We start from the raw sequence: 23,223 nt of genomic DNA, 5'->3' as shown, positions 1-23,223 counted from the left end.
GACGCCAACCGGCTATCCAGCGGATATACCTCGAAGTTTCCAATGCGCGGAACGGCCGGAACACGATAATGTGGCGCACCGGAGGACCATCTATGCCTCGCTCGCCTTCGATCGTGCCGCAGCAAGTCGACCACGACACCTATCTGGTGCTGAACGATTTTGGCCGGCTTGGCCGTGCCTGGTGCGAAACCGAAGAGGAAGGCTCCGACCGGAAAACGCTGATCCGCCGCCTGCTGGATGACCAGTACAGCCATCCGGTCCGTATCGTGGCCTTCAATACCAGCGAGGGATGGTCGCGCGACGTCACGACCGATATTGCCGACGAGCTGCGGCGCCGTTTCGTCGAATACGACGAAGTCCCGAGTTCGGTGCGGCAGTTCGTCGAAACCGCGATGCGGCACTGAGCGGGATCGCCGTCATCGGCCATGATCCGGTGCCGGCGGGCTCAAACCCCGCCCAAATCCAGATATCCCAATGAGATAAATGGGTTATTCGGCGGCTCCCACCGCCGTCTCATAAGGCAATATTAACAGCATCTGCCTTACCTGTTCTCCCGGTCAACGGGAGATCCGACCAGTGCTCAATCGTGATACTGTGCGAGACGCCATAGGCGCCAGGAACCGAGTCCTGGTCACCGCGATCTTTTTGGCATCGGGCGCGGCATCCCTGATCCTTCAGGTGCTCTGGTTCAAGCAACTGCAATTCGTGCTGGGCAGCGCGACCGTCTCGGTCAGCGTCACGGTGGCGAGCTTCTTCTTCGGTCTCTCCCTGGGCAGCGCCCTCGGCGGCCGGATCGCCGACACCGTCAGCCGCCCGCTGACGATCTACGGGGTTCTCGAGCTTGCCCTCGCAGTCGTTTCCTTGGCTGTGACGGCGTTGCTGTCGCATTGGTCGACATGGGTGGGCTGGCTGTCGCCGATGCTCGACCTGGAGTCACCATTCCGGTTGCCTCTGATGGTCGCGCTGTCGCTCGCCATCCTGTCGCTGCCGACGATGTTGATGGGCGCGACCCTACCGTTCCTGGTGAAATTCCTGACCCGGACGCAAACCGATTTGGCCAACCGCATCGGCCTGCTCTACGGGTTCAACACCCTGGGCGCCGCCATTGGCACCCTGACCGTCGGCTTCGTCCTGATGGGCCTGTGCGGCATCACGGGATCGAGCCTGGTTGCGGCGGCGCTCTATCTCTGCGTCGGTGCCGTGGCCCTGCTGGTTGCGCGCAGCGCAAGCCCGATCGTTGCGGTCACGGCAACCGCGCCGGTGCCAACCGCCGCGCCGGCCCATGACGGGACGTCGATCCTGATCGCAATCTTCGCATGCTCCGGTTTTGCCTCGATCGCCTATGAAGTGGTCTGGTTCCGCTTCCTGACCAATGTCAGCACCTCGAGTGTCTACGCATTCTCAGGGATGCTCGGCGTCTACCTGTTGGGGCTGGTGATCGGCGCTCTGATCTGCGCGCGGCTGCTCGCCCCGCGCAAGGATCAGTTGCTGCGATACTTCGCCGTCACGCAGCTCTTGATCGCGGTTACGGCCACGCTGACCGTCGCAATCCTCGGCAAGGCGCGCACCGTCGGCGTAGCGCTGTCTCCGATCGTGTCGAGCCTCATGCCGGTTCAGGCCCAGGAGCTGCTGGGCGGTGACGTTCCATTTTTCCTGACCTGCGCCGTTGCCCTGCTGCTGCCGACCACGCTAATCGGCATCAGTTTTCCGCTGGCCAGCGAACTGACCGTGATGCAGATGAGCGCACTCGGCCGCAGGATCGGCACGCTCTACGCCTTGAACACGATCGGCGGCGTGCTGGGCTCGCTGGCGGCGGGGTTTCTCCTGATCCCCTATCTGGGCAGCCAGGGCGCGCTCACCGCGCTGATTGTCCTGAACGTGCTGCTGTTTGTCGCGACGACCCTGTCGCAGGGAGATCTTCTGAAACAACACAGCCTGTGGCGGCAAGGCGCGATCGCCGCCAGCGTCATCGCCGCATCGCTGCTGCTGCTCACCCCGCATTATCTGGAGCGGATGCTGACGGCGATCGAGGGCGGCGATGTCCTCGAATTGCGCGAAACCAAGCAGGCCACATTCGCGGTGGTCGAGTATCGCGAGAAGGCGGCGGGCACCTATCAGCAGCTGGTGGTGAATTCGAAGAGCTATGCCAACAACCGCCCCGAGGGCCGGCGCTACATGGCCGCGATGGGCCACTATCCCATCCTGCTGCACCAGGGCCCGGTCGAAACCGCGGTCGTGATTTGCATCGGGACCGGAACCACGGTGGGCGCGGTTAGCACCCACCAGGAATTGCAATCCATCGACGCGGTCGATCTGGCTTCAACGGTTTTCGAAGTCGCGCCGCACTTCGTGCCGATCAACAAGCAGTTCTATCAGAACCCGAAGGTCCATCAGATCGTCGCGGACGGGCGCCACTTCCTGCTCGGGACCAAAGAGAGCTTCGACGTCATCACCCTCGAGCCGCCGCCGCCGCATGACGCCGGCGTCATCAACCTCTATACCGAAGAATTCTATGCGCTGGCGAAGCAGCGGATGCGTCCCGGCGCCGTGCTCGCGCAATGGGTGCCACTGGATTTCAACCGCGGCATTCTTCCGAAGATGATCCTCAAGGCCATGATGGGCCAGTTCAAGCATGTCTCGCTGTGGCTGCCGTCCAGAATGGAAGGCGTCGCCATCGCCTCCGACGAACCCTTGCAGATTGATCCGCGCACGCTCGCGATGCGCATGTCGAAACCCGGTGTGGCTGACGACCTGGCCGCAAACGGCCTGGGCGAGCCCGAGGATTTTCTGGCGACATTCATCGCCGCCGATGCAAAGCTCGCGGCCTTTGTCGGCGATGTGCCGACCCTGACCGATGATCGGCCGCGGCTCGAATACTACAACTGGTATCCGCTGAGCCCGATCAGCGTCGACGAATTGAAGCGCCTCCGCGAGCCGGTGGAAGCCTATCTCGCCGGCACGCGCATCGACGAGGCCCGCCTCGACACCGCGCGCACCGTCGCCAATGCGATCCTGGATGAGCACAAGGCCACCGCTGACGGCGACGCCTCCGCCGCCCGCGCCGCGCTTCGCCTCGCCGTCAAGCTCGACCCCGACAATTCCTATGTCGGCTTCCTGGACCGCAAGCTGCACGAGTGATCAGGCAGAGTCGGGCGGAGCTGCTCGGAGCTCGGACGATTGGTGTCGGGAGAATTGCGGATGTTTGGCCCATCGGCTGCGCAACACATTCGGTGTCGTCCCGGCAAAAGCCGGGACCCATAACCACCAAACGCAATTGCTGAACGAGCTGGAATGACGAGTCCCTTCAACAACGACCGCCGCGGAGTATGGGTCCCGGCTTTCGCCGGGACGACAATGGTGATTGTTGATGCGCCATGAGTGAGTCTGCGAGGCGCGCCACTACGCCGGCCTGAACCCCGCCGCTACCAACGCAGCCCGTCTCTCCTCCGATGCCAGCGCTTCGAGAAAGGCCTGTACCGCGGGCCGTTGCTTGCGCGCGGTTACCAGCGCGAAGTCGTAATGCTCTTCGGCAAGCGGAATGAAGCCGAGCCCGGAGACGTGCGCGACCGGCGCAATCGTCATGCCCCAGTCGGCGCGATGCTGCGCCACCGCGGCCGCAACCGCATTGTGCGAGCGCGGCTGATTCCAGTATCCATCGGGACGACTGCCTGCCAGCAGGCGATCGATCAGGATGCGGGTGCCGGCGCCCTGGTTGCGGTTGACCATGATGCAGGCGGGATCGGCGAGCGCGGCGCGCACCGCTTCCTCCGCGCTCAGGCCGGCGAAGCGCGTGTCGTCCTTGCGGAACACGATGCCCTGCATGCGCCGCCAGCCCGGCACCAGTTCGAGACCGTCGGCCAGATACGGCGTGTTGTAGGTCTCGGTCTTGTCGTCGAACAGATGGATCGGGGCGAGATCGCATTCGCCACGCTTGGCGGCGGCGAGTCCGCCGAGACTACCGACCGCGATCGAACGCACCACGAGGCCGGCATGCGCCAACGGTGTGGTGACGAGATCGAGCCCAGTGCAATGGCTGCCAACGATGACGAGATCGGGCACCCGCACATGCGGCGTGAGCAGCGTCACCTCGGTCTCGCTGCCGGCCGGCAACTGATCGGCCAGCGCCTCGATCTTCAGGAAGCCATCGGCCTGCGCGAACGAGGTGATCGCGCCCGAACCCTTGCCGCTCGGATAGGCGATCAGGCCGTCGGCGCCTTCGACCAGCGACACCATCACGAACTCGGTGCGGCCGAGCTCGGACGCGATCCGCACCGGCACCTTCGCCATCACCCTCGCATCCGGGCGCGGCGGCAGGCCGGCCATCCGCCGCAGCACCGGCACGATCATGTCGTGGAAGGTGAACATCGCCGAGGTCGGAAAGCCCGGCAGGATCACCACCGGCTTGCCGTCGCAGACCGCAAGACACAGCGGCTTGCCCGGCTTCAGCGCCACACCATGCGCGATGATGCCGGGCTTGCCGAGTTTTGCGATGATCCGGTGCGAGACGTCGCCCGCGCCTTTCGAGGTGCCACCCGACAGCACCAGCATGTCGCTGTCCGCCAGCGCCTTGCGCATCGCGGCTTCGAGCATCACCTCATTGTCCGCGATCGCGCCGAGGAAGGACGCGTCGCCGCCGTTCTCGGCGATCGCCGCGGTGACGATCGCACCATTGGTGTCGTAGATCGCCGCCGGTCGCAGCGTCTCACCCGGCTGCACCAGCTCGTCGCCGGTGGAGAGGATCGCAACGCGCGGACGGCGCGTCACCTGAACCTCGGCGATGCCGCAGGCCGCGAGCATGCCGATCTCGCGCGAGCCGATGATCGTTCCCGCGCGCAGCAGCGCCTCGCCGCGCGCAATGTCGGAGCCGGCATAGGACACGAATTGCCCAGGCGACGCCGCGCGGCGGACCTCAATGGCGCCGGTGGCAGCGGGTTGGGTGTGCTCGACCATCACGATCGCATCCGCGCCGCGCGGCACCGGGCCGCCGGTCGCGATCACGGTCGCGGTGCCCGGCAGCACCGGCAGGGCCGGCGCGGTGCCGCACGAAATGGTCTCGCCGTTCAGCACGAGCCGCACCGGTCCACCCTCGCCCGCGCGTGCGAGATCGGCTGAGCGCACCGCAAAGCCGTCGACATTCGAGCGATCGAATGGCGGCACGTCGATCGGCGCCACCACGTCCGCCGCCAGCGCACGGCCGAGCGCATCGGCGAGCCGCCGTATCTCCGACGGTAATTGCCGCGGGAACAGCGCCGCCTCGAAGCGCGCGATCGCCTCCTCGCGCGACAGGATGGTCAGGAACTGGTCCTGCTCGACGGATGGGTTCGGCTTCGGCGTGAACGGTTGGGTCATCTCGGGAACTCACTCCCGCAACATATAGGCATCGACGACCCTGCCCGCAGCGAAGCCTTCCGCGGCGCCGGGCACGATCAGCAGGGCTTCGGCCCGCGCGATGGCGTCGAGCGACAGGTCGCCGATCGCAAGCACAGCCCAGTGGCCTTGCTGACGCGACAGCAGCACCACCTCCGCCATACCGACGCCGGAGGCGATCTTGCGTTCCAGCGGCAGCGCCAGTGTCTTGCGCGGCTGCCGGCCCGACAGGCGGTCGAGCAGGGGAAGCGCGACCGCCCACCAGGCCGCGAAGGCCTGATCCGGCGCGCCCGGTAAGGCGATGACCGGCGTCGCATCGATCCGGCCGACCGCCATGGTGCGTCCGGGTTGCAGGGCAATGCCATGCGCAATCAGCGTCCCGCGCGTTGCCAGCGCATTCACCGCCGCATCGGTGTGACCGACGCCGGTGCCACCGATCGTAACGATCAGATCGCAGCCGGCGGTATCGAGCGCATTTGCGATCGCCGCCACATCCGGCGCCGCCTCGGTGCAAACCACCGCAGCGCCCGCAAGCCGCGCAGTGTCAGCGATCGATTGCGCGGTCAGCTGACCGTTGCAGATGTTGATCATGCGCAGTCGAGGCCGGCGCACATGCAGCAGCTCCAGCCCGGCAGCACGCGCGAGCAGCAAACCGCGCGGCAGCAGCGGCTCTCCCGCTGCGACCATAGTACGCCCGATCGGAATATCGCTGCCGGCACGCCGGACACCCTGCCCCGGGATGGCCTCGGCAATCGCCTGCGCAAGCGGGCCGGAGGTATCGACCGCATCGGCGTCGACCACGCAGTCGGTGCCGTCGGGCATCGTGGCACCTGCCGCCACCCAGACCGGGAGCGCAGCGAGCGGCAGCGGCGCATAGGACGACGCGCCGACCAGATCGTTGGCGCGCATCGCCCAGCCGTCGCCGACCGCGACATCCTGCGGCGGATAGGCACGCAAGGCCGGCATCTCGGCCGCAACGCAGTGCAGCGCGTCGGCCGGCGGCAGCTCCACCGGCTGGACAGGGGCGAGGTCGCGCAGCACGGCGGCCAGCGCCGCATCGAGCGGGGTGAGCGAAGCCGGGAGGCGCTTGGCGGTGACCATGGCCCGCTATGGACTGAATCGGCCCCGAAAGAAACCGGCTTGGGCCGTGCCGGGGCACCTGCATTAGACCGATGGCGCGTTGACGCGGACCCCAAATTAGTTGCAAAAGAAACCAATATAACCGGGTTCCAGAGACCCGGGACAACCATAATGGCCAATGCGCCAGTTCAGGAGGGAGACAGAATGAACGCCACCAGACTAGCCATGTTCGGGACGCTCGCAGCCGCGCTGCTGGCCTCCTCGGCCGTATCGGCGCAGGTATCCGACGACATCGTCAAGATCGGTGTGCTGACCGACATGAACGGCCCGGCCTCGACGCCGACCGGACAGGGCTCGGTGACCGCCGCGCAGATGGCGGTCGACGATTTCGGCGGCAAGGTGCTCGGCAAGCCGATCTCGGTGATCGTCGGCGATCACCAGCTCAAGCCCGACATCGGCGCGACCATTGCGCGGCGCTGGTATGACGTCGATCAGGTCGACCTCATCGTCGACGTGCCGGTCTCGGCGGTCGGCCTCGCGGTGCAGAACATCGCCAACGAGAAGAAGAAGCTGTTCATCACGCACTCGACCGGCGCGACCGATTTCCACGGCAAGTTCTGCTCGCCCTACGCGATACAGTGGGTGTTCGACACCCGCGCGCTCGCGGTCGGCACCGCGCAGGAGGTGGTGAAGCGTGGCGGCGACAGCTGGTTCTTCATCACCGACGATTACGCGTTCGGCCATTCGCTGGAGAAGGATGCCTCCGCGATCGTGACCAAGAACGGCGGCAAGGTGCTCGGCGCGGTGCGGCCTCCGTTCGCGACGCCCGATTTGTCGTCCTTCATCCTGCAGGCGCAGGCCTCGAAGGCCAAGATCATCGGCATCGCCGGCGGACCGCCCAACAACACCAACGAGATCAAGACCGCCGCCGAATTCGGCGTGTTCGCCGGCGGCCAGCAGATGGCGGCGCTGCTGGCGCTGATCACCGACATCCACTCGATCGGGCTGTCGGCCGCGCAGGGCCTGTTGCTGACCACCTCGTTCTACTGGGACATGGACGACAAGACGCGGGAATGGTCGAAGCGATATTTCGCCAAGATGAACCGGATGCCGACGATGTGGCAGGCCGGCGTCTACTCCTCGGTGACCGCCTATCTGAATGCGATCAAGGACAGCGGCACCGACGATCCGCTCAAGGTCGCGGCCAAGATGCGCGAGAAGCCGGTCGAGGATTTCTTCGCCCGCAACGGCAGACTGCGCGAGGACAATCTGATGGTGCACGATCTCTGGCTGGTCCAAGTCAAGACCCCGGCCGAGTCGAAATATCCGTGGGACTATTACAAGATTCTCGCCAAAATCTCCGGCGAGGACGCATTCGGCCCGCCGGATCCGGCGTGCCCGATGGTGAAGAAGTGACTGCGTAGCGTGGCGGCGAGTAGCGAACGGATGTTGTCGTTCGCTACTCGTCCTGCACCATTGGCAATTCTATTTGGTCACCCCGATCTCGCGGTAATATCTGAGCACGCCGGGGTGGATCAGATTGATGTCAGGCGCGGCGGCGACGGTGTTTGCTGCCGTGGTCTCGCAGGCCTGGGCGAGCTTCTTGCAGAACTCCGCCTCGACGCCGTGCAGCGTCTTGGCCAGCCGATAGGCGATATCGTCGGGCAAGGTTTCGCGCACCAGGATATAGCTCCAGGAGCCGACCGAGCTAATCGCCGCAGTCTGCTTCGGATAGCTGCCGGCTGCGATCGTCAGCGGCTTCAGGAAGGTGTGCTTGGAGCGGATCCGCGCGATCTCGTCGGCGGTCGGCGCAATGAAGCGCGCACCGCTCGCGCTCTCGGCCATCTTGCTGAAGCCGGGCCAGCCGATGCCGGCACCCCACAGCGCAGCCGCGCGGCCGTCCTCGACCATCGCAGGGCCGTCGCCGGCGCGATCGAGATAGATCGACTTGAAGTCCTCGTCCTGCTTCAGCCCGATGCCGTCGAGAATGTAGCGCGACAGGATCGGCAGGCCGGAGCCCTTGGCACCGAACGCCACCGGCTTGCCGACCAGGTCCTGGATCGTCTTGTAGGGGCTGTCGGCGCGGACCACGAACATGCCCGGGCTCGAATACATCGCAGTCAGGATCTTCAGCTTGGTTGCCTTCGGCCGACCGATGCCCATGAAGGCCTCGTAGGACGGCTCGCCCGCAACGGTTGCGATGTCGACGCTGCCGGCCTCGAGCAGCGGGATGTTCTCGTTCGAGCCCTTGGTGTTGCGCGGCTCGATCGACAGCGTCGGATCGGCTGCGTTCATCACCTCGGCAAGCGCATTGCCATAGAGCGGAAAGCCGCCACCCGGCGTCGCCGTGGCGAAACTGATCGTGGTTTTGGAAATGGTCCTGCCCCCCTCTTGCGCCGCCGCGCTGCCCGCGAGCAGCAGCGTGCCGGCGCAAATCATAACAGCGAATTTCATTTCGAGCCTCAAGCCTTGGCCTCAAGCATTGCACGTGAGCGCGACTATCGTCGCACGGGCGACGTCGTAGGCAAAGCGAGCGTTTTGTGAAACGATGACGGCAACAGTCACAAGAAAATGACGGGAGAGACGATGTTCCGGTTCGCACGTGCTGCATTGCTTGGTTTGATGTGTTGCATTGCTTCGATTGCCCCCTCCTCCGCCGCCGACTATCCGAACCGTCCGGTGCGCTGGCTGATCGGCTTTGCGGCAGGCGGCCCGGTCGACATCGTCGCCCGCATCATGAGCCAGTGGCTGTCGGATCATCTCGGCCAGCAATTCGTGGTCGAAAACCGCGCCGGCTCCGGCGGCAACATCGCCGCCGCCGCAGCGATCAACTCGCAGGCCGACGGCTACACGCTGCTGTTCGTCGCGCCCAACAACGCGATCTCGACTTCGCTCTACAAGAAGCTGCCCTACGACTTCCTGCGCGACACCACGCCGGTCGCCAGCATCATGCAGCTCACCAACATGCTGGTGGTGTCGAATGCGATGCCGGTGAAGACGGTTCAGGAGTTCATCGACTACTGCAAGGCCAACCCGGGCAAGATCGCCTACGCCTCGTCCGGCAACGGCACCTCGGTGCACATGTCGGCCGAATTGTTCAAGGCGATGACCAAGTGCGACATGCAGCACGTGCCGTATCGCGGATCGGCGATCGCGTTCCCCGACATCATCTCCAACAAGGTGCAGCTGATCTTCGACAATCTGCCGTCGGCGCTGGAGCAGTCGCGCGGCGGCAGCGTCCGCGCGCTCGGCGTCACCTCGCCGCAGCGCTGGCCGGGTGTGCCCGATGTGCCCGCGATCGCCGAGACCGTGCCGGGCTTCGAGGCGGTCGGCTTCTACGGCATCTCGGCGCCGAAGGGCACGCCACCAGAGGTCATCGAGATCCTCAACAAGGCGGTCGGCGAAGCGCTGAAGGACCCCAAGCTGGTGGCGCGCCTCGCCGAGGTCGGCGGCATCCCGAAGCCGATGACCCCGGCCGAATTCGGCAAGCTGGTGGCCGACGAGACCGAGAAATGGCGCAAGGTCGTCGAGTTCGCCGGCGTCTCGGTTGATTGAGGCGTGGATGGCCGCCACGGGCCGGTCGGGGGCGGCATTGCCGAAACCCGACGCAGCCTGTAAACGGAGCCCGCACCGTTGCCGGCCGCGCCATGCGGCCTGCAAGGCGGCGGGGCCTGTAGCTCAATGGTTAGAGCCGGCCGCTCATAACGGTCTGGTTGCAGGTTCGAGTCCTGCCGGGCCCACCAATGAGTTCAATACCTTGCAGGATCCTGGTTGCCGCCAGCGCGGCTGCCGCACCAGAAACCGCACCAGATACGTCCTCCTTTCGTTCGTGGGTCGCTTGCGCTCCGCCCGCCATTAGCCAAACTGAGCGAGGGCTAACGAGTTAATTGCTGGCGGTCGCTCGCCGCTTCATCGCGGCGAAGAAACTCAAATCGGGAAGATTGGGGTTTCCAACACCGCGCTGTTGGCTTGCGGCAAATGCACGTAGACCCGGCAGGACTCGACACACGGTCACCAAGACCCCTCACCTTCCGAACCTTAGGATCGACCCTTGGGAGGTGGCCACAGGCCTCCCTCGGACCATGATTCAGACTCTTCCGGGGACATCGGATCGGCTCCGCCGCCGGTCCGTGCAGGATCGGAATTGAGCCAGCGGTGCAACTCGAGCTTGCCTATCTGGTTGCGGTGGACTTCGTCGGGTCCGTCGGCTAGCCGCAGCAAGCGGGTCGTAGCGAGCGCCGCAGAAAGGAAATGGTCGTTGTTGGTTCCACCCCCACCGAAAACCTGTATTGCCCAGTCAACAATCGTCTGCGCCATGTTTGGCGCGACGACCTTGATCATCGCGATTTCCTGCCGCGCGGCCTTGTTGCCGACCGTATCCATCATATAAGCCGCTCTGAGAGTCAGCAGGCGGGCCTGCTCGATCTTCATGCGCGCTTCGGCCAAGCGCTCAAGCGTAACCGTTTGCTCGGCGAGAGGCTTGCCGAAAGCAACACGTTTTAGCGCTCGCCGGCACATGCGCTCGAGCACGCGCTCGGAAAGACCGATCAACCGCATGCAATGATGGATGCGTCCAGGCCCAAGCCGTCCCTGCGCGATCTCAAATCCACGCCCTTCGCCAAGCAGCATGTTGGTGGCGGGCACGCGCACATTGGTGAACATCACCTCGGATGCACGATCCGGCACGCCGTAAAATCCGAGCACCGGCAGCGAACGGACAACGTGCACGCCCGGTGTATCTTTCGGCACAAGAATCATCGATTGGCGCTTGTGACGGTCAGGGTGTGCCGGATCGGTCTGCCCCATGAAGATGATGATCTTGCACCGCGGATCGGTGGCACCGGTCGTGTACCACTTGCGGCCGTTGATCACGTAATCGCCGCCGTCACGCACGATCAGGCTGGCGACATTGGTCGCGTCCGACGAGGCAACGTCGGGCTCGGTCATCGCGAACGAAGAACGAATTTCGCCCGCGAGCAACGGCTTCAGCCAGCGCTCCTTCTGCGCCTCCGTACCATAGCGCAGGATCGTCTCCATGTTGCCGGTGTCCGGCGCACTGCAGTTGAAGACCTCGGGAGCAAGATGCGAGCGCCCCATGATTTCACACAGCGGCGCATATTCGAGATTCGTCAGCCCGTCCTCGTGAGCCGGCAGAAACAGGTTCCACAAGCCGGCGCGTTGGGCGAGCGGCTTCAGCTCCTCGACAACCGGATGCACGGCCCAGGGCCCGAGGCGTTCCGCCTCCTGATAGTATCGGTGCTCATTCGGATAGATGTGCTCCATCATAAAGCGCTGGATGCGCTCGGCCAGTTCAAGGCTGCGTTCGCTTTGGGTGATATCCACGTAAATTCTCCTTAACGGGTGCGCAGACCGCCGTCCCTGAGCGTGTTTCGGGTGATCTTTCCGGATTCCGTCTTCGGCAGATCGTCCAACACGCGAATGTCGACGGGGCATTTGTAGGCTGCCAGTCGCTCGCGACAGAAGTGGGAGAGCGCGGCGACATCGATTATCGTACCAGCTTGGGCGGACACGAACGCCACCACCGTCTCTCCTCGATAGGAATCGGCGGCGCCGACGACGGCTGCCTCGCGCACACCCGGAAAGCCGTAGATCACGTCCTCAACCTCGCGTGGCCAGACCTTGAAGCCGGAGGCGGAGATCATGTCTTTCTTGCGGTCCACCAGATAGAACCAGCCGTTCTCGTCAAAGAAGCCGACGTCGCCGCTGTGCAGCCAACCATTGCTCAGCACCTCGTCGGTTTCCGTCGGCTTTTTCCAGTAGCCCGCCATCACGCCTGAGCCGCGCACAACTACTTCGCCATGCTCACCGGGCCCGAGCGGGCGACGCTCGTCGTCAACGACGATCGCATCGACGGCGGCCGTCGGCCTGCCGATAGAAAGCGCACCGGACCCTGGATCAACGGGAATCGGACCTTCGTTGGGTGCAAGGTGACTTGCAGAGGTCAGTTCAGTCATTCCGTAGGAACTGCGGATCGCCCTCCCAAACCGTTTCGCGAACGCGTCGATGACCGAGGGAGCAATCGGCGCGCCGCCGGAATAGAGATGTACAAAGCTCTCGAAATGGCGGCTGGTCGCGTCGGCCTGATTCATGAGCGCGATGAACGCGGTAATGGCGCCCACGATGAATGTCGGCCGCCATTCAAGAAAGGCATCGAGCGCGACTTGCGGCTGGAAGCGATAGGTCAGCACCATCGCCGCGTGCGCGGCGAATGCCGCGACCATCTGGATCTCGAAGCCGGTGATGTGGAACAGCGGCGCGACACCAAAGATCCGCGACATGCCGTTCAGCTCAAAATGATCGCGGCAGATCACCGCCGTAGCCACCAGATTACGATGCGTCAGCATCGCACCCTTGGGAACGCCCGTGGTTCCGGACGTGTAGAGCAGCAGGCCGATGTCGTCGGAGGCCAGAACCGGAGCCGGCGGGGCCAGCTGGTCTTCGGCGAGGATCATGTCCAGCGCATGAACTTGCGGCGCTCGGCCCGGCTCCGGCAGCACGCGGACATCGTTTCTCATCTGGAATTCGCGAGCGGCAGTCCAGAGCACCAGTTCGGGATCGACCGTAGTGGCCGCCGGGAAAACATTGTCCCATTGATCATCGTGGCAAATCAACGCCTTGGGTTCGCAGTCCTTGAACAGCTTCCGAAGCTCCGGCGTGCGGTACATCGGGTTGAGGCTGACGACAATGGCGCCGACCTTCCAGGCCGCCAAGCTGGCGATGACGAATTGCGGCACATTCTGAAGAATAATGGCGACCCGGTCCCCCCGCCCAACCCCTTTGCGCGCGAACACTCCCGCGAGCCGGTCGCTGTACAGGTCAACATCGCCATAGGTCCACGTCGCATCGAAATAGAACAGTGCTGGTGCCGCGCGCGGCGCGGCACGAAACAGATCGAGCGCCGTCAGCGTTCTGTGATCGGGAACAGCGACAGGCGCATCCCCGAGACGCGCCCGCAGCCGGCCTGCGGCTTCCTCATAAGCGCGCAGCCGTGATGCGGAATCGGAGTCGGCCATCATCCTCGTTGCCCGTTGCCGCCGCGGTCGCGACGATTCGCGCCGCGCCCAGCCCTGCCGCTCTGATGGCCGGCCGCCATCATCATTGTGTCGCGGACGACGCCGGCGCTCCGGACACTACTCATTGGACCTTTTCCCTCGATAGACCGAGCCGAGACGGGCGTGCGGCGACGCGGCGCGGTTCGCAAGGGGCGGTCGGACCATCCCGCTCTCCTTTGCCTGAATGACAACGCGCGTGCGCCGGATGTGGAGACGTACTAGCACCTGCGCAGCGTCAACGTCGCGCGCCCGGATCGCATCCATGATCAGGACGTGCTGGGGATCGGAGAAAGGGAAGCCGTCCTTGGCATAGGTTTCGCTGACGAACTGTCGCCGGAAATGCTGCGTGCTGTTCCAGAAACGCTCGACCATCGCCAGCAGTTGCGGCATCTGCGCGCGCGAATATGTGCGCAGATGAAACTCCCGATCAAGCTGGATGTATTCCTCGAGCGTCGTGACCTGCTCGAGTTCACGCACGATGCGGTCAAGCGTCTCGATGTCCTCGTCGGTCAGGTTCAGTACACTTTCGCCGATAGCCAGCGGTTCGACTGCTTCGCGGATCTTGTAGATCTCGATCGACTCCCCGGAATTGACGTCCGCAATCCAGGCACCGCGATTCGGCGCCATCACGACCAGCCCCTCGTTCTCGAGCTGCTTCAGGGCTTCGCGCACGGGAATGCGACTCGCTCCGAAATGTGCCGCGAGAAGCTCCTGCCGGATCCGCGTACCCGGCCGCATCTCCCCGCTCAACACCGCGCTGCGGATTTCACTTGCGATCCGCTCGCTCATTAGCCGACCGCCATCCGGATCGTCTTCATTGGCGTCGCGGGCCGCGTCGTTCCAATGGGGAGGCCGCTGATAGGCACTCATGAAAGGCCCTCCTTGTCAGTGAATGGCCGCGTACATGATCTTGTCTTCGGTCGCATCGGCCCGCGTCATTTCCTCGACGATACGCCCGCCCCGCGCGACCAGTATCCGATCCGAGATCGCCAGGATCTCCGGCAAATAGGAAGAGATCACGACGACCGCCTTGTTCTCGCGCGCCAGCCCGCGAATTGCCTGGTGGATCTGCGGAATGGCGCTGACGTCGACGCCTCGCGTCGGCTCGTCGAAGATGACCACTGTCGGTTCCTGCGCCAGAGACTTCCCCACCACGACCTTCTGTTGATTGCCGCCGGAATATTCCACAATCTTCAACGTTCGCTTCAGCGCAGAGATGGAGAGTGCCGAGATCCATCGATCGGCAATCCGCTTCATCTCGCGCGCGGAGTAGAAGAACCGCCTGATGCGCGGCGACGACAGATAGCCAAGATAGATATTCTGATCCACCGTCATCGTCTCGAAGAAGCCGTCGACCTTCCGATCCTCGGTGATATATGCGATTCCGTCGCGCACCGCCTGCCGCGGCACCCGGTAGCGGACCGGCCTATCCCGCAGGTAGATCATCCCGCCGCGCAGGAAGTTGCGCTTGCGCGCGCCGCTGACGATCTGCGCGATCTCGGAACGTCCTGCGCCGACCAGTCCGAAAATACCGACCACTTCCCCGTTGAAGACCGAGAAGGACATATTCTTGACGATGCTGCCCATCGTCACATTCTCGACCGAAAGCACCTTCTCTCCGCGCGCCGACTCCAGCTTCGGTGCATCCGGATCAGCCCCGTGGGTCGCGTACTGAGCTGCCGTTTCCTCGCGGCCAACCATCATGCGCACGAGCGAGTCGCGGGTGACGTCCTTTGCGGGCACCGTGGCGACGAGCTTGCCGTCCCGGAGTACGGTGATGCGATCGGCGATATTGAGCGCTTCTTCCAGCGCATGCGAGATGAAGATGATCCCGGCGCCCTTCTCTTTCAGGGTGTTGAGAAGATGGAACAGATGCTGCGTTTCTTCGGGCGTCAGCGACGCAGTCGGTTCATCGAAGATGAAGACCTGCGCATTGTGACGTACGGCACGCACGATCTCGACCATCTGCCGCTTGGCAGTTCCGAGATTCTCGACCAGCACCAGCGGATCGACATTGAAGTTCATCGATTGCAACGACTGCGTCGCCGCAATATTGATCTTGCTGTAGACAGTAACCCACTTCTCCATGCCGAGTTCGAGATTCTGCGCGACCGTCATTGACGGCACCAGGCTGGACTCCTGGTAGACCATCGCGACGCCGCCCTCGAGCGCCTCCTTTGGCGAGGCAAACGAGACCTTGCGTCCGCGGATCATATAGTCCCCGGAGGTCAGGACGATTGCGCCGGCGATTGCCTTGCACAACGTCGACTTTCCCGCACCATTCTCGCCCAGCAGCGCGTGGATTTCGCCCGGCCGCAGATCGAAGTTGACGCCGTCGATCGCATGCAGGCCGCCATAAACCTTGCTGCCATCGACGACCTGCAGCAGCGGGGTGCCTGCCTGTTGTTCCGCCCGCATGGCGCTCATCCTTCCCGCGCGCCGCGACCACGCGGCAGTTCAACCAGGCAATCGCGTCCCTTGGACACCGCGAGCACGCGAGAGCCAATCGGGCGGACGGCCGTTACTCCATGGACCCGACCATCTACTCGGCTGTGCAACGTCTCCACCGCCATGCCCTTGGCATCCAGCCGCGCAACAAGACCATACGAACGCGGCGGCGCCCACGGCTTCTGAATGCCGAGCTTCTTGATGCGGCCGATCTGGGTCGGCTCGCGCGGATTGAGGCGACCATCCAGCACCGGCCCGATCCAAAGCTCCGATGGTACCGTCCGCATCATTTCTTCGCAGAATGCCCGCTCGCGCAATACGAATTCGGTCAGCTGCGTGCGAAGCGCCAGGAAGGCCATCCAGACCTCTCCGTCCGCGCCGCGGCCAAGACGCGCCGGATAGCCGGTATAGTTTTTGACGATCACGCGTCTCTCACCGCCGGCGCGTGGAAAAGCGGTCAAGCGATGAGCCCAGGATTCGGCGACCCACACCTCCGTGCCGTCGCTGGAAGCGACTACGCCAAGCGGCCATGCAAGCTTGTCCGCACGCACGCTCGCGCCACCGAGCGAGGCATCACAAGCGATGAGCCGGCCCGACGGGCCACGATTCTGCATCAGGTCGGTGAGCCAGAGGTCAGCCTGGTTGGTACGCGAACCGTCGGTCAGATAGATCGTCCCATCGGGGGCTACCGTCACCGACAACGCACAGGCAATCCTCTCCCCGCCGACGCCTTCGAGCTTTGCGACGGTCTTGCCGACTGGCGAAAGGGCCACCAACCCAACTCCGGAGACGCAAGCCAGCAGCCTGCCGTCCGGCGCTGAGGCAAGCCCGCCGACAGGACCGTCAAGCGTTGCGAACACCTCCCGCACATCGAAATCATCGCCAGTACAACGCAGGATGCTGTTGCCGGTCGAGACATAAAGCGCACCGTCCTGCCCAAATGCGATGTCATCCGGCCGTTCGATCTCCGCGCCTAGCTTGCGAGCGCCATCGAGCCGCTGGTTCGGGGAGAACGCGCCGTCGAGCACCGGAATGCCATGAAGCTCCCGGTTTGGGAACAACACGCGATCGACGATGTCGCCAAGCAGAGACATGGCTCAGGCCTCTCCCCAATAGGATTTGTGCGCTTCCCAGGTCGGATCAGCGTCCTGCAGGCGGATACGTCCAATGCGGTTGTTCTCGAGACCCCCGATATAGAGGTAGCCCTTGTGTTCGCGGACCGAGGTGATCGTCGGATGCGAAAGCCCGCCCGGATCCCAAAGCGATTCGGTCACCACGCCATTGTCGTCGAACTTGGCCACGCAGCCGTAGTTGATCCCCGGGCACAGCCACTCATCCGGCGGAATCTGCTTGACCATCCGGGTGCGGAAAACGGGATTGCGCATGGCAAGGTCATAGACCGGCGTGCGCAGGCCGACGAAGGCAAGCCAATATTTGCCATCCGAGGCGCGGTTGATGTTGTCGCAATAGCCTGGAAGGTTGTCGATCAGGATCTCGCTGATGCCTGCCTTCGGGCCGGCGATCCAGTAGCGGTTGACCTGGCACAGCCAGGTGCTCGCCCACAGCACTGACCGGCCGTCATGCGAGATGCAGATGCCGTTGGGGAACGTCAGGTTTTTGAGGACGGTCTTGGTGGTGCCGGTTTTCGGATCGTGGCAGATCAGGCGCCCGTTGCCGCGGCCCTCGAAGCCGTCGAGCGCCCAGTCGGTCAGTTCGTACCGCGTCGAGGCTTCGCTGAAGTAGATCTTGCCGTCGGGAGCGACATCGAGATCATCGGCGAGATAGAGCCGCGAATCGTCCTTGAGCCGTGTGCGCGTCCGCGTAGTACGGTCGGTGACCTTGAAGACCGAACGATCGGGCTTGACGCCATACACTCCCATCCCAGCGATGCAGACAAGGAGATTCTGATCCCGATCGAACGCCAAACCGAGCGGCCGGCCGCCGATGCGCGCGAACTCCTCACGCGCGGTATAGTCAGGCGCGAGAAAGCGAATGATCGAGCCGTTGCGGTTGACGGTGTAGAGGTTGTCCTTGCGGTCGAGGATGACGTCCTCCGGGCCCTCGATCATGTTGAGCGCGATCGCCTCTGCATTCTTCAAGCGGTCGTTCTCCGCGAACGGCGTGCCGCTGCCGCGCTCGACCGACGGCGGCGGCTCGAAATCGACCCAGCTTGGGGTGACATAGACCTTTTGCAGCACCTTGCCCTTGTTCTTGACCCACTTCACATTGAAGCCGACCGCGAGCAGCAAGATGATGCCAATGATGGCAGTCGTCAGGTTGCCGGAAATCCCGAGCCGCACCATGCCGCTGGTGAGCATGAAGATGATCGCTGCGCCCATGACGGCGCGCGCGATGGTGCCGCGGCCGCCGGCAAGACTGATGCCGCCGAGGACCACCGCGGCCAGCGCGTTGATCTCCCAGCCGACGCCGGTGTCGGTACCCGAACTGCTTTGCCGAGCTGCATAAAGGATTCCCGCCAGTGCCGCGATAGCCCCCGACATCACATACGCGGAGAACAGCACGCGCTTGACGTTGACGCCGGCATGCCGGGCCGCCTTGCGGCTCGACCCGACCGCCATGATGTGGACGCCGGGCTTGATGCGGGTAAGAAAAAAGTGCGTTCCGACGGCAAGCAGGATCAACACCAGCATGTTGAAGGGAATACCGATGACTCTGCCCGATCCAATGAAATCCCACGTGCTGGAGCCGCCATCGATGCTTGCGAGTTCATCCGTAAACGCAACTGTCACCTTATTGTAAGCCGCGCGGACGATGATGAGAACCACCAGCGTCGTCAGGAACGGCCGGGTCTTGCCGTAGGCAATCAGGCCGCCATTGATCGCACCCATTGCGGCGCCGAACAGGATGACAAGGACGATCGTCAGCGGCAGCGGCAACCCGACAATGAGATATAGATAGAGCGCGAGGAAGTTCGACATCGCGAACACCGCACCGACCGACAGATCGATACCACCTGACAGCACCGAGAAGGCCATCGCGACCGCAACCATCCCCTGCTCCGCGAAATTCCGCATCAGTTCCTGAAGGCTGCCCGCCGTCAGGTAACGCGGGATCATTACCGCGAATGCCAGGAACACCACGATCGTGAGCGTGAATGGAATGATCGGCTCCATCCACCGCTTCTCAAGCAGCTCGCCCAGAAACAGCTGGGGCGAATGGCGGTGCCAGGCTCGTTGCAGGCTTTTCATCAACAGACTCCGGCGGGTTCGGCGCAAGCGCGACCGAACGGCGGGACGACGCAGGGAATGGGGGTCGGCAACTCCGGGATGCCCGCGCCGCAGGGGGCGCGGGCGCCGGAACGTTTACTTCGCGCCCTTCGGGATGCTGAAGCAGTACATCCGATCGTCCTTCGACTTCACCCAGGCGGGGGTCGTGTAATAGGCGACGTTCTTCGAGCCCGGTTTGTCGCCGCTCTGCAAGAGCGCGATCACCGCGTCGGCAATGGTCTGTCCCTGCACGTCGGCGCGATACGACAGGTTCGCGGAAAACGCGCCCTGTTCCAGCAGATCGCAATCGGCGGGCTGTCCGTCGCTGGCAACGAACACCTTCACCCTGTCGCCCATGTTGGCCGCCTTGATCGCCTGCGCTGCGCCGGCAGTTTGCGGTCCCCAGACGCTGAGGATCCCGCACAGCTTGGGATGCTGCTGCAACACGGTCGTCGTGATATCACCGGCCTTGTTGGCGTCCCAACTTGTCGGCTGCGACGACACGACCTTGATCGACGGGTCAGTCTTGAACACTTCCATGGCGCCGTTCTTCATGTCCAGCGAATAGGCTGCAGTCGCCTCGCCTTCGAGGATCGCGATCTCCCCCGAGCCCTTGCCGCCGCCGCACTGGTTGATCACCTCGCGAGCGATTTTGGTGCCGAGATCCTTGGCATCGACGCCGACATAGGCGTCGCTGAGGGTGTTCGACGCCATGTTGACCTGCACGACATAGATGCCTGCGTCCATCGCTCGCTTGAGCTCCTTGGCGAGCAGCGTAACGTTCGGATTTTGGACCACGAGCACATCAGGCTTTTCGTTGATGTAGTCGCTGACGGTCTGCAGCTGGATGTCCGACTTCATGTTGGCGTCACGCGTGACGAGCTTGATGCCGTAATCATCGAAACGGTCTTTCATCACGCGCGTCCATTCGGATTCCAGTACACCCATCCAGACCGGCGACCAGGCCACCGTCTTGCCTTTGAGTGCCTTGTCGAATTTCTCGCGCAACTGGTCGCGCGGCCCGGCCGCCTGTGATGGAGCGGCCACCAGCACGGCTGTCGTCACCATCGCCGCCAACCCGATGCCGGCAAGCACCTTCCCGTACACTGCTTTCGTCATGTTTCTTCCTCCCCTTCTATGCCGGCCGACTGTTGCGGCCCGTTGATGGAAGCTGAGCTTCAATCGCCCTGCTTCGACGTCTCCTCGTCGCGCGGATGCAGCCGGGAATCGAGCAGGATCGCGATCAGCAGCACAATCCCCTTGACGATGTTTTGCGTCTGCACGTCCATGTCCATGATGGTCATGCCGTTCAGCAGCACGCCGATCAGCAATGTTCCGGCGATGACGCTCATCACATTGCCGCGGCCGCCGACGAGGCTGACGCCGCCGAGCACCACGACCATGATGACATCGAAAATGATCGTCGATTCCGCGACCTGGAGATGCATCAACGCTGTCTGCGCGACCATCACGACGCCGCCGACGTAACCGATCGCCGCGCACAGCGCGTATTCGATCATGGTCAGTGGACGGGTCGGCAGACCGGTCTGGCGCGCCGCGTCGGGGTTGTCGCCATGCGCATAGACGAAGCGGCCGATGACGGTGCGCGACAGGAAGAGATGCACGACGACCGCAGTGGCTGCGAAGATCAGGATCGAGATCGGGACGCCACCCCAGATGTTTCCGCCCAGCCGCAGGAACTCATCATGCCCCTTGGAAAGATACACGACATAGTGCTGCACGGCAGTGGTGCGTACGATACCCAACACTGCAAGGCTCGACGCCAGGGTCGTCAGCAGCGGCGGCATCTCGATCACCGAGATGAGAAACCCGTTCAGGATGCCGATGGCAATTGCCATCACGAACCCGATCAGCAGCGCCACCGGCGTCGCGTAGCCTGAGTTCATCAGAATGATCGCGATCGCGGTGGAGGCAGCGAAGGAAGCGACTTGCGACAGATCGAGTCCACGGCCGATCACGACAACGGCCATGCCGAGCGCGAGAATACCGAGGATCGAAATGTTGCGCGCCAGCGCGAACAGATTGCCGAGCGTCAGAAAGCCCTTCAGGAAGATCGAGAAAACGACGATCAAGACCGCGCACATCGCCAGCACGGCGGTCGTCTGCGTCAATTTCGGCCCGCGCGCGCCCGAAGTGCCGGTCACCGGGTCCTCCCAAGGTTGATTTTTATTCTAGACGGAAACTGGACAAGATGTATCCAAAAGTCAACTTCTGTATCCAGATGGCCAAGTGACGGGATATCTCGCGCAAGGAAACGTAGCCGCCAAGATCGACAATATAGTAATTATTATCAGTTGGTTACACATGATGACCCGCCATATTCTGCATTAGCCAAGGCGACACCAGATCGAAAGTGCGGAGCAGAAAAATATAGATTGGATACATTCAACACTACAGACCGCGAGGTCTGTCCGCGCGGCAAGTGAGATTGATGCCGAGCCGTATATTCGACGGGGGTCGCACAACTGGGCGTGGGTTTATGGTGCGCTCGGAGGGCGTTCGCATTTGGTGCGATTTCAATGGGTTACAGAGGAGAGGAACGAGCTGAGGTGCGTTTCGCGCTCGAAAGTGCCTTTGGCCCTGTTTCACACTTCAGGCACGCCAGATCTCATGTCGTCCACGCGGCACCGAGGGCGGGCTAGGCGTACTGAAAATGGCCCGTGCTACGCCGCGTCAGGCGGGCCCGATCGCTCATAACGGTCTGGTTGCAAGTTCAAGTCCTGCCGAGCCCACCAAGAAGATCAACACCTTACCGGAGCTGTTTGCCGCCGGCGCGACGACCGCACCAGAGACCGTACTAGGTACGTCCTCTTTTCGTTCGTGCGCAGGTTCATGCACCACTGTCATTTGACGGCGGCAGGCAGTTAGTTTGGGTCGTACTACGCGCCTTTCGTCGCTCACGAGCTAACCAGTTGCCTCCTCAGAAGAGCAGCTGATGTCAGCTCCTTTGCAGGCGATTACAGATTCTTAGCTATAAAAATCCTTCTCGGCGGGACCATATGGATCAATAGGTTACAACCGAACTGCAAATGCCAAGCCCGCCCATTGGCGACGCACGGCTCCTGCGTCCCCACCCGCAGGGTGTCTCAACAAGAAGGACGCCCGCTATCGCACTGGATGGTTCTGCGGCTCCAAGTGTGCGCACTGGGCTATCGCCGGTGTCCTCTACTTTTGCTACTCACGTTCAATCCAAACCGCGACGGTTACCGAAGTATCAGCAACGCTACCTGCCCAGCCACTGCCGAGCGAAAGCTCCAGGCGGTCAATAGCTGTCCGACAACCTCCCCTAAAACTCATTCGTGTAGTTCACCTGTCCTGGCTGAAGGCCGCGTCGTTTAGTGATGCCACGCGCTCCCAATTGCATTTTGGAGAGCAGGATCATTCGGCGCCTGTGTTGAAGTGGCTGGGTCGAAGCCGCTATTTGCCGAGGCGTAGGTCGCCATAGCTTGAACGAGTTGGTTGATTTGGGTGTCAAGTACGCTCCCGTCCGCCGTTACGATGCGTGCGAGCTGGGCATCTGCATTACCTCCGAACCAGTTCGCTACGATTGCCTGATCATGCGTACCCAAGATATTAACAGCGAGGTCATTCCCGGATCGTTGCAGCCACAGCTGGTTGGTGGATACGCCGGGCCCGACATCCAACTCCCCTTGCGCAATTGTTCCGCTGCCGGTCCCATTGATGATGCGATCCTGGCCACTGCCTCGACCGAACTGATATTCATCAAATCCTCCGTTGCCGCGGAGCACGGCCGCGGTGGTTCCGCCGCTGAGAACGTTGTTTCCCGTGTTACCACTCACGCTATACGACGCCACGGACCCGTTGGCATTGTAGGTGGTGGTATAGGTATCCCCGGTCAGCACCCCGCTGTCATAGACTCCGCTCTGCGAGAGCAGCACGCCGGAACTGCTGTACGAGTTGGTGTAGGAGCTGCCGTTGTTGCCGGTGATGTCGTTGACCGTATACGTCGCGCGAACTCCGTTGACGAATGTCTCCGACCAGGTGTC

Annotated in this window: 16 protein-coding genes and 1 tRNA gene; 5 read left to right on the top strand and 12 right to left on the bottom strand. The window is 63.1% G+C overall.

Features of this window, described 5'->3' with window-relative positions; genetic code table 11:
* The first annotated feature begins 92 nt into the window (after positions 1-92).
* A complete protein-coding gene (locus JQ616_RS32045) occupies positions 93-404 on the top strand; it encodes a hypothetical protein (RefSeq protein WP_212021757.1) in 312 nt (103 codons plus the stop codon).
* 172 nt (positions 405-576) lie between these two features.
* Positions 577-3,138 (top strand): fused MFS/spermidine synthase, encoded by a 2,562-nt coding sequence (locus JQ616_RS32040; protein ID WP_212021755.1) that lies wholly within the window; start codon positions 577-579, stop codon positions 3,136-3,138.
* A 261-nt stretch (positions 3,139-3,399) separates the two neighbouring features.
* Here the strand turns inward: JQ616_RS32040 and JQ616_RS32035 are convergent, their stop codons facing one another.
* Together JQ616_RS32035 and JQ616_RS32030 are read right to left on the bottom strand one after the other, a co-directional pair.
* On the bottom strand, positions 3,400-5,349 hold the full coding sequence (locus tag JQ616_RS32035; RefSeq protein ID WP_212021753.1) for a molybdopterin biosynthesis protein: 1,950 nt from the start codon (positions 5,347-5,349) through the stop codon (positions 3,400-3,402).
* Positions 5,350-5,358: 9 nt separating this feature from the next.
* A complete protein-coding gene (locus tag JQ616_RS32030; protein ID WP_212021751.1) occupies positions 5,359-6,468 on the bottom strand; it encodes a molybdopterin-binding protein in 1,110 nt (369 codons plus the stop codon).
* Positions 6,469-6,651: 183 nt separating this feature from the next.
* On the opposite strand from JQ616_RS32030, the gene JQ616_RS32025 reads away from it, so the two are divergent.
* Positions 6,652-7,863, top strand: coding sequence for an ABC transporter substrate-binding protein (locus tag JQ616_RS32025; protein ID WP_433996022.1), 1,212 nt, complete (start codon positions 6,652-6,654; stop codon positions 7,861-7,863).
* Between the two features lie 69 nt (positions 7,864-7,932).
* On the opposite strand, the gene JQ616_RS32020 is transcribed toward JQ616_RS32025, so the two are convergent.
* A complete protein-coding gene (locus JQ616_RS32020) occupies positions 7,933-8,901 on the bottom strand; it encodes a TAXI family TRAP transporter solute-binding subunit (RefSeq protein ID WP_212021749.1) in 969 nt (322 codons plus the stop codon).
* 132 nt (positions 8,902-9,033) lie between these two features.
* Between JQ616_RS32020 and JQ616_RS32015 the strand changes: the two genes are divergently transcribed.
* The gene (locus tag JQ616_RS32015; protein ID WP_433996021.1) at positions 9,034-10,002 is read left to right on the top strand and encodes a Bug family tripartite tricarboxylate transporter substrate binding protein; all 969 of its coding nucleotides are present in this window, start codon (positions 9,034-9,036) and stop codon (positions 10,000-10,002) included.
* 112 nt (positions 10,003-10,114) lie between these two features.
* Positions 10,115-10,190 (top strand) — tRNA-Ile (locus JQ616_RS32010).
* Positions 10,191-10,485: 295 nt separating this feature from the next.
* Here the strand turns inward: JQ616_RS32010 and JQ616_RS32005 are convergent.
* From JQ616_RS32005 to JQ616_RS31965, 9 genes are all read right to left on the bottom strand, one after another.
* Positions 10,486-11,790, bottom strand: a complete 1,305-nt coding sequence (locus JQ616_RS32005; protein ID WP_212021738.1) for an acyl-CoA dehydrogenase family protein — start codon at positions 11,788-11,790, stop codon at positions 10,486-10,488.
* Between the two features lie 11 nt (positions 11,791-11,801).
* Positions 11,802-13,484 carry an AMP-binding protein gene (locus tag JQ616_RS32000; protein WP_212021736.1) on the bottom strand — a complete coding sequence of 561 codons (1,683 nt, stop codon included), beginning with the start codon at positions 13,482-13,484 and terminating at the stop codon, positions 11,802-11,804.
* A 114-nt stretch (positions 13,485-13,598) separates the two neighbouring features.
* Entirely contained in the window at positions 13,599-14,390 is a 792-nt protein-coding gene (locus JQ616_RS31995; RefSeq protein ID WP_212021735.1) for a GntR family transcriptional regulator, read from the bottom strand.
* Positions 14,391-14,405: 15 nt separating this feature from the next.
* A complete protein-coding gene (locus JQ616_RS31990; protein WP_212021733.1) occupies positions 14,406-15,947 on the bottom strand; it encodes a sugar ABC transporter ATP-binding protein in 1,542 nt (513 codons plus the stop codon).
* Positions 15,944-17,062, bottom strand: a complete 1,119-nt coding sequence (locus tag JQ616_RS31985; RefSeq protein WP_212021731.1) for an SMP-30/gluconolactonase/LRE family protein — start codon at positions 17,060-17,062, stop codon at positions 15,944-15,946. Before JQ616_RS31985 ends, JQ616_RS31990 begins: the two co-directional genes overlap by 4 nt.
* A 3-nt stretch (positions 17,063-17,065) precedes the next feature.
* Positions 17,066-19,177, bottom strand: coding sequence for an ABC transporter permease (locus tag JQ616_RS31980; RefSeq protein WP_212021729.1), 2,112 nt, complete (start codon positions 19,175-19,177; stop codon positions 17,066-17,068).
* A gap of 114 nt (positions 19,178-19,291) precedes the next feature.
* Positions 19,292-20,314, bottom strand: coding sequence for a sugar ABC transporter substrate-binding protein (locus tag JQ616_RS31975; protein WP_212021727.1), 1,023 nt, complete (start codon positions 20,312-20,314; stop codon positions 19,292-19,294).
* Positions 20,315-20,373: 59 nt separating this feature from the next.
* Positions 20,374-21,360 (bottom strand): ABC transporter permease, encoded by a 987-nt coding sequence (locus JQ616_RS31970; protein WP_212021725.1) that lies wholly within the window; start codon positions 21,358-21,360, stop codon positions 20,374-20,376.
* A gap of 1,191 nt (positions 21,361-22,551) precedes the next feature.
* On the bottom strand, positions 22,552-23,223 hold a 672-nt coding region (locus tag JQ616_RS31965), incomplete at its 5' end, for a calcium-binding protein (RefSeq protein WP_283812695.1).

Origin of the sequence: Bradyrhizobium tropiciagri (genome assembly GCF_018130545.1) — a bacterium.
Classification (GTDB): Bacteria; Pseudomonadota; Alphaproteobacteria; order Rhizobiales; family Xanthobacteraceae; genus Bradyrhizobium; species Bradyrhizobium tropiciagri_A.
Note: the sequence above shows the minus strand (reverse complement) of the source record. Positions and strands in the feature narration are given on the sequence as shown.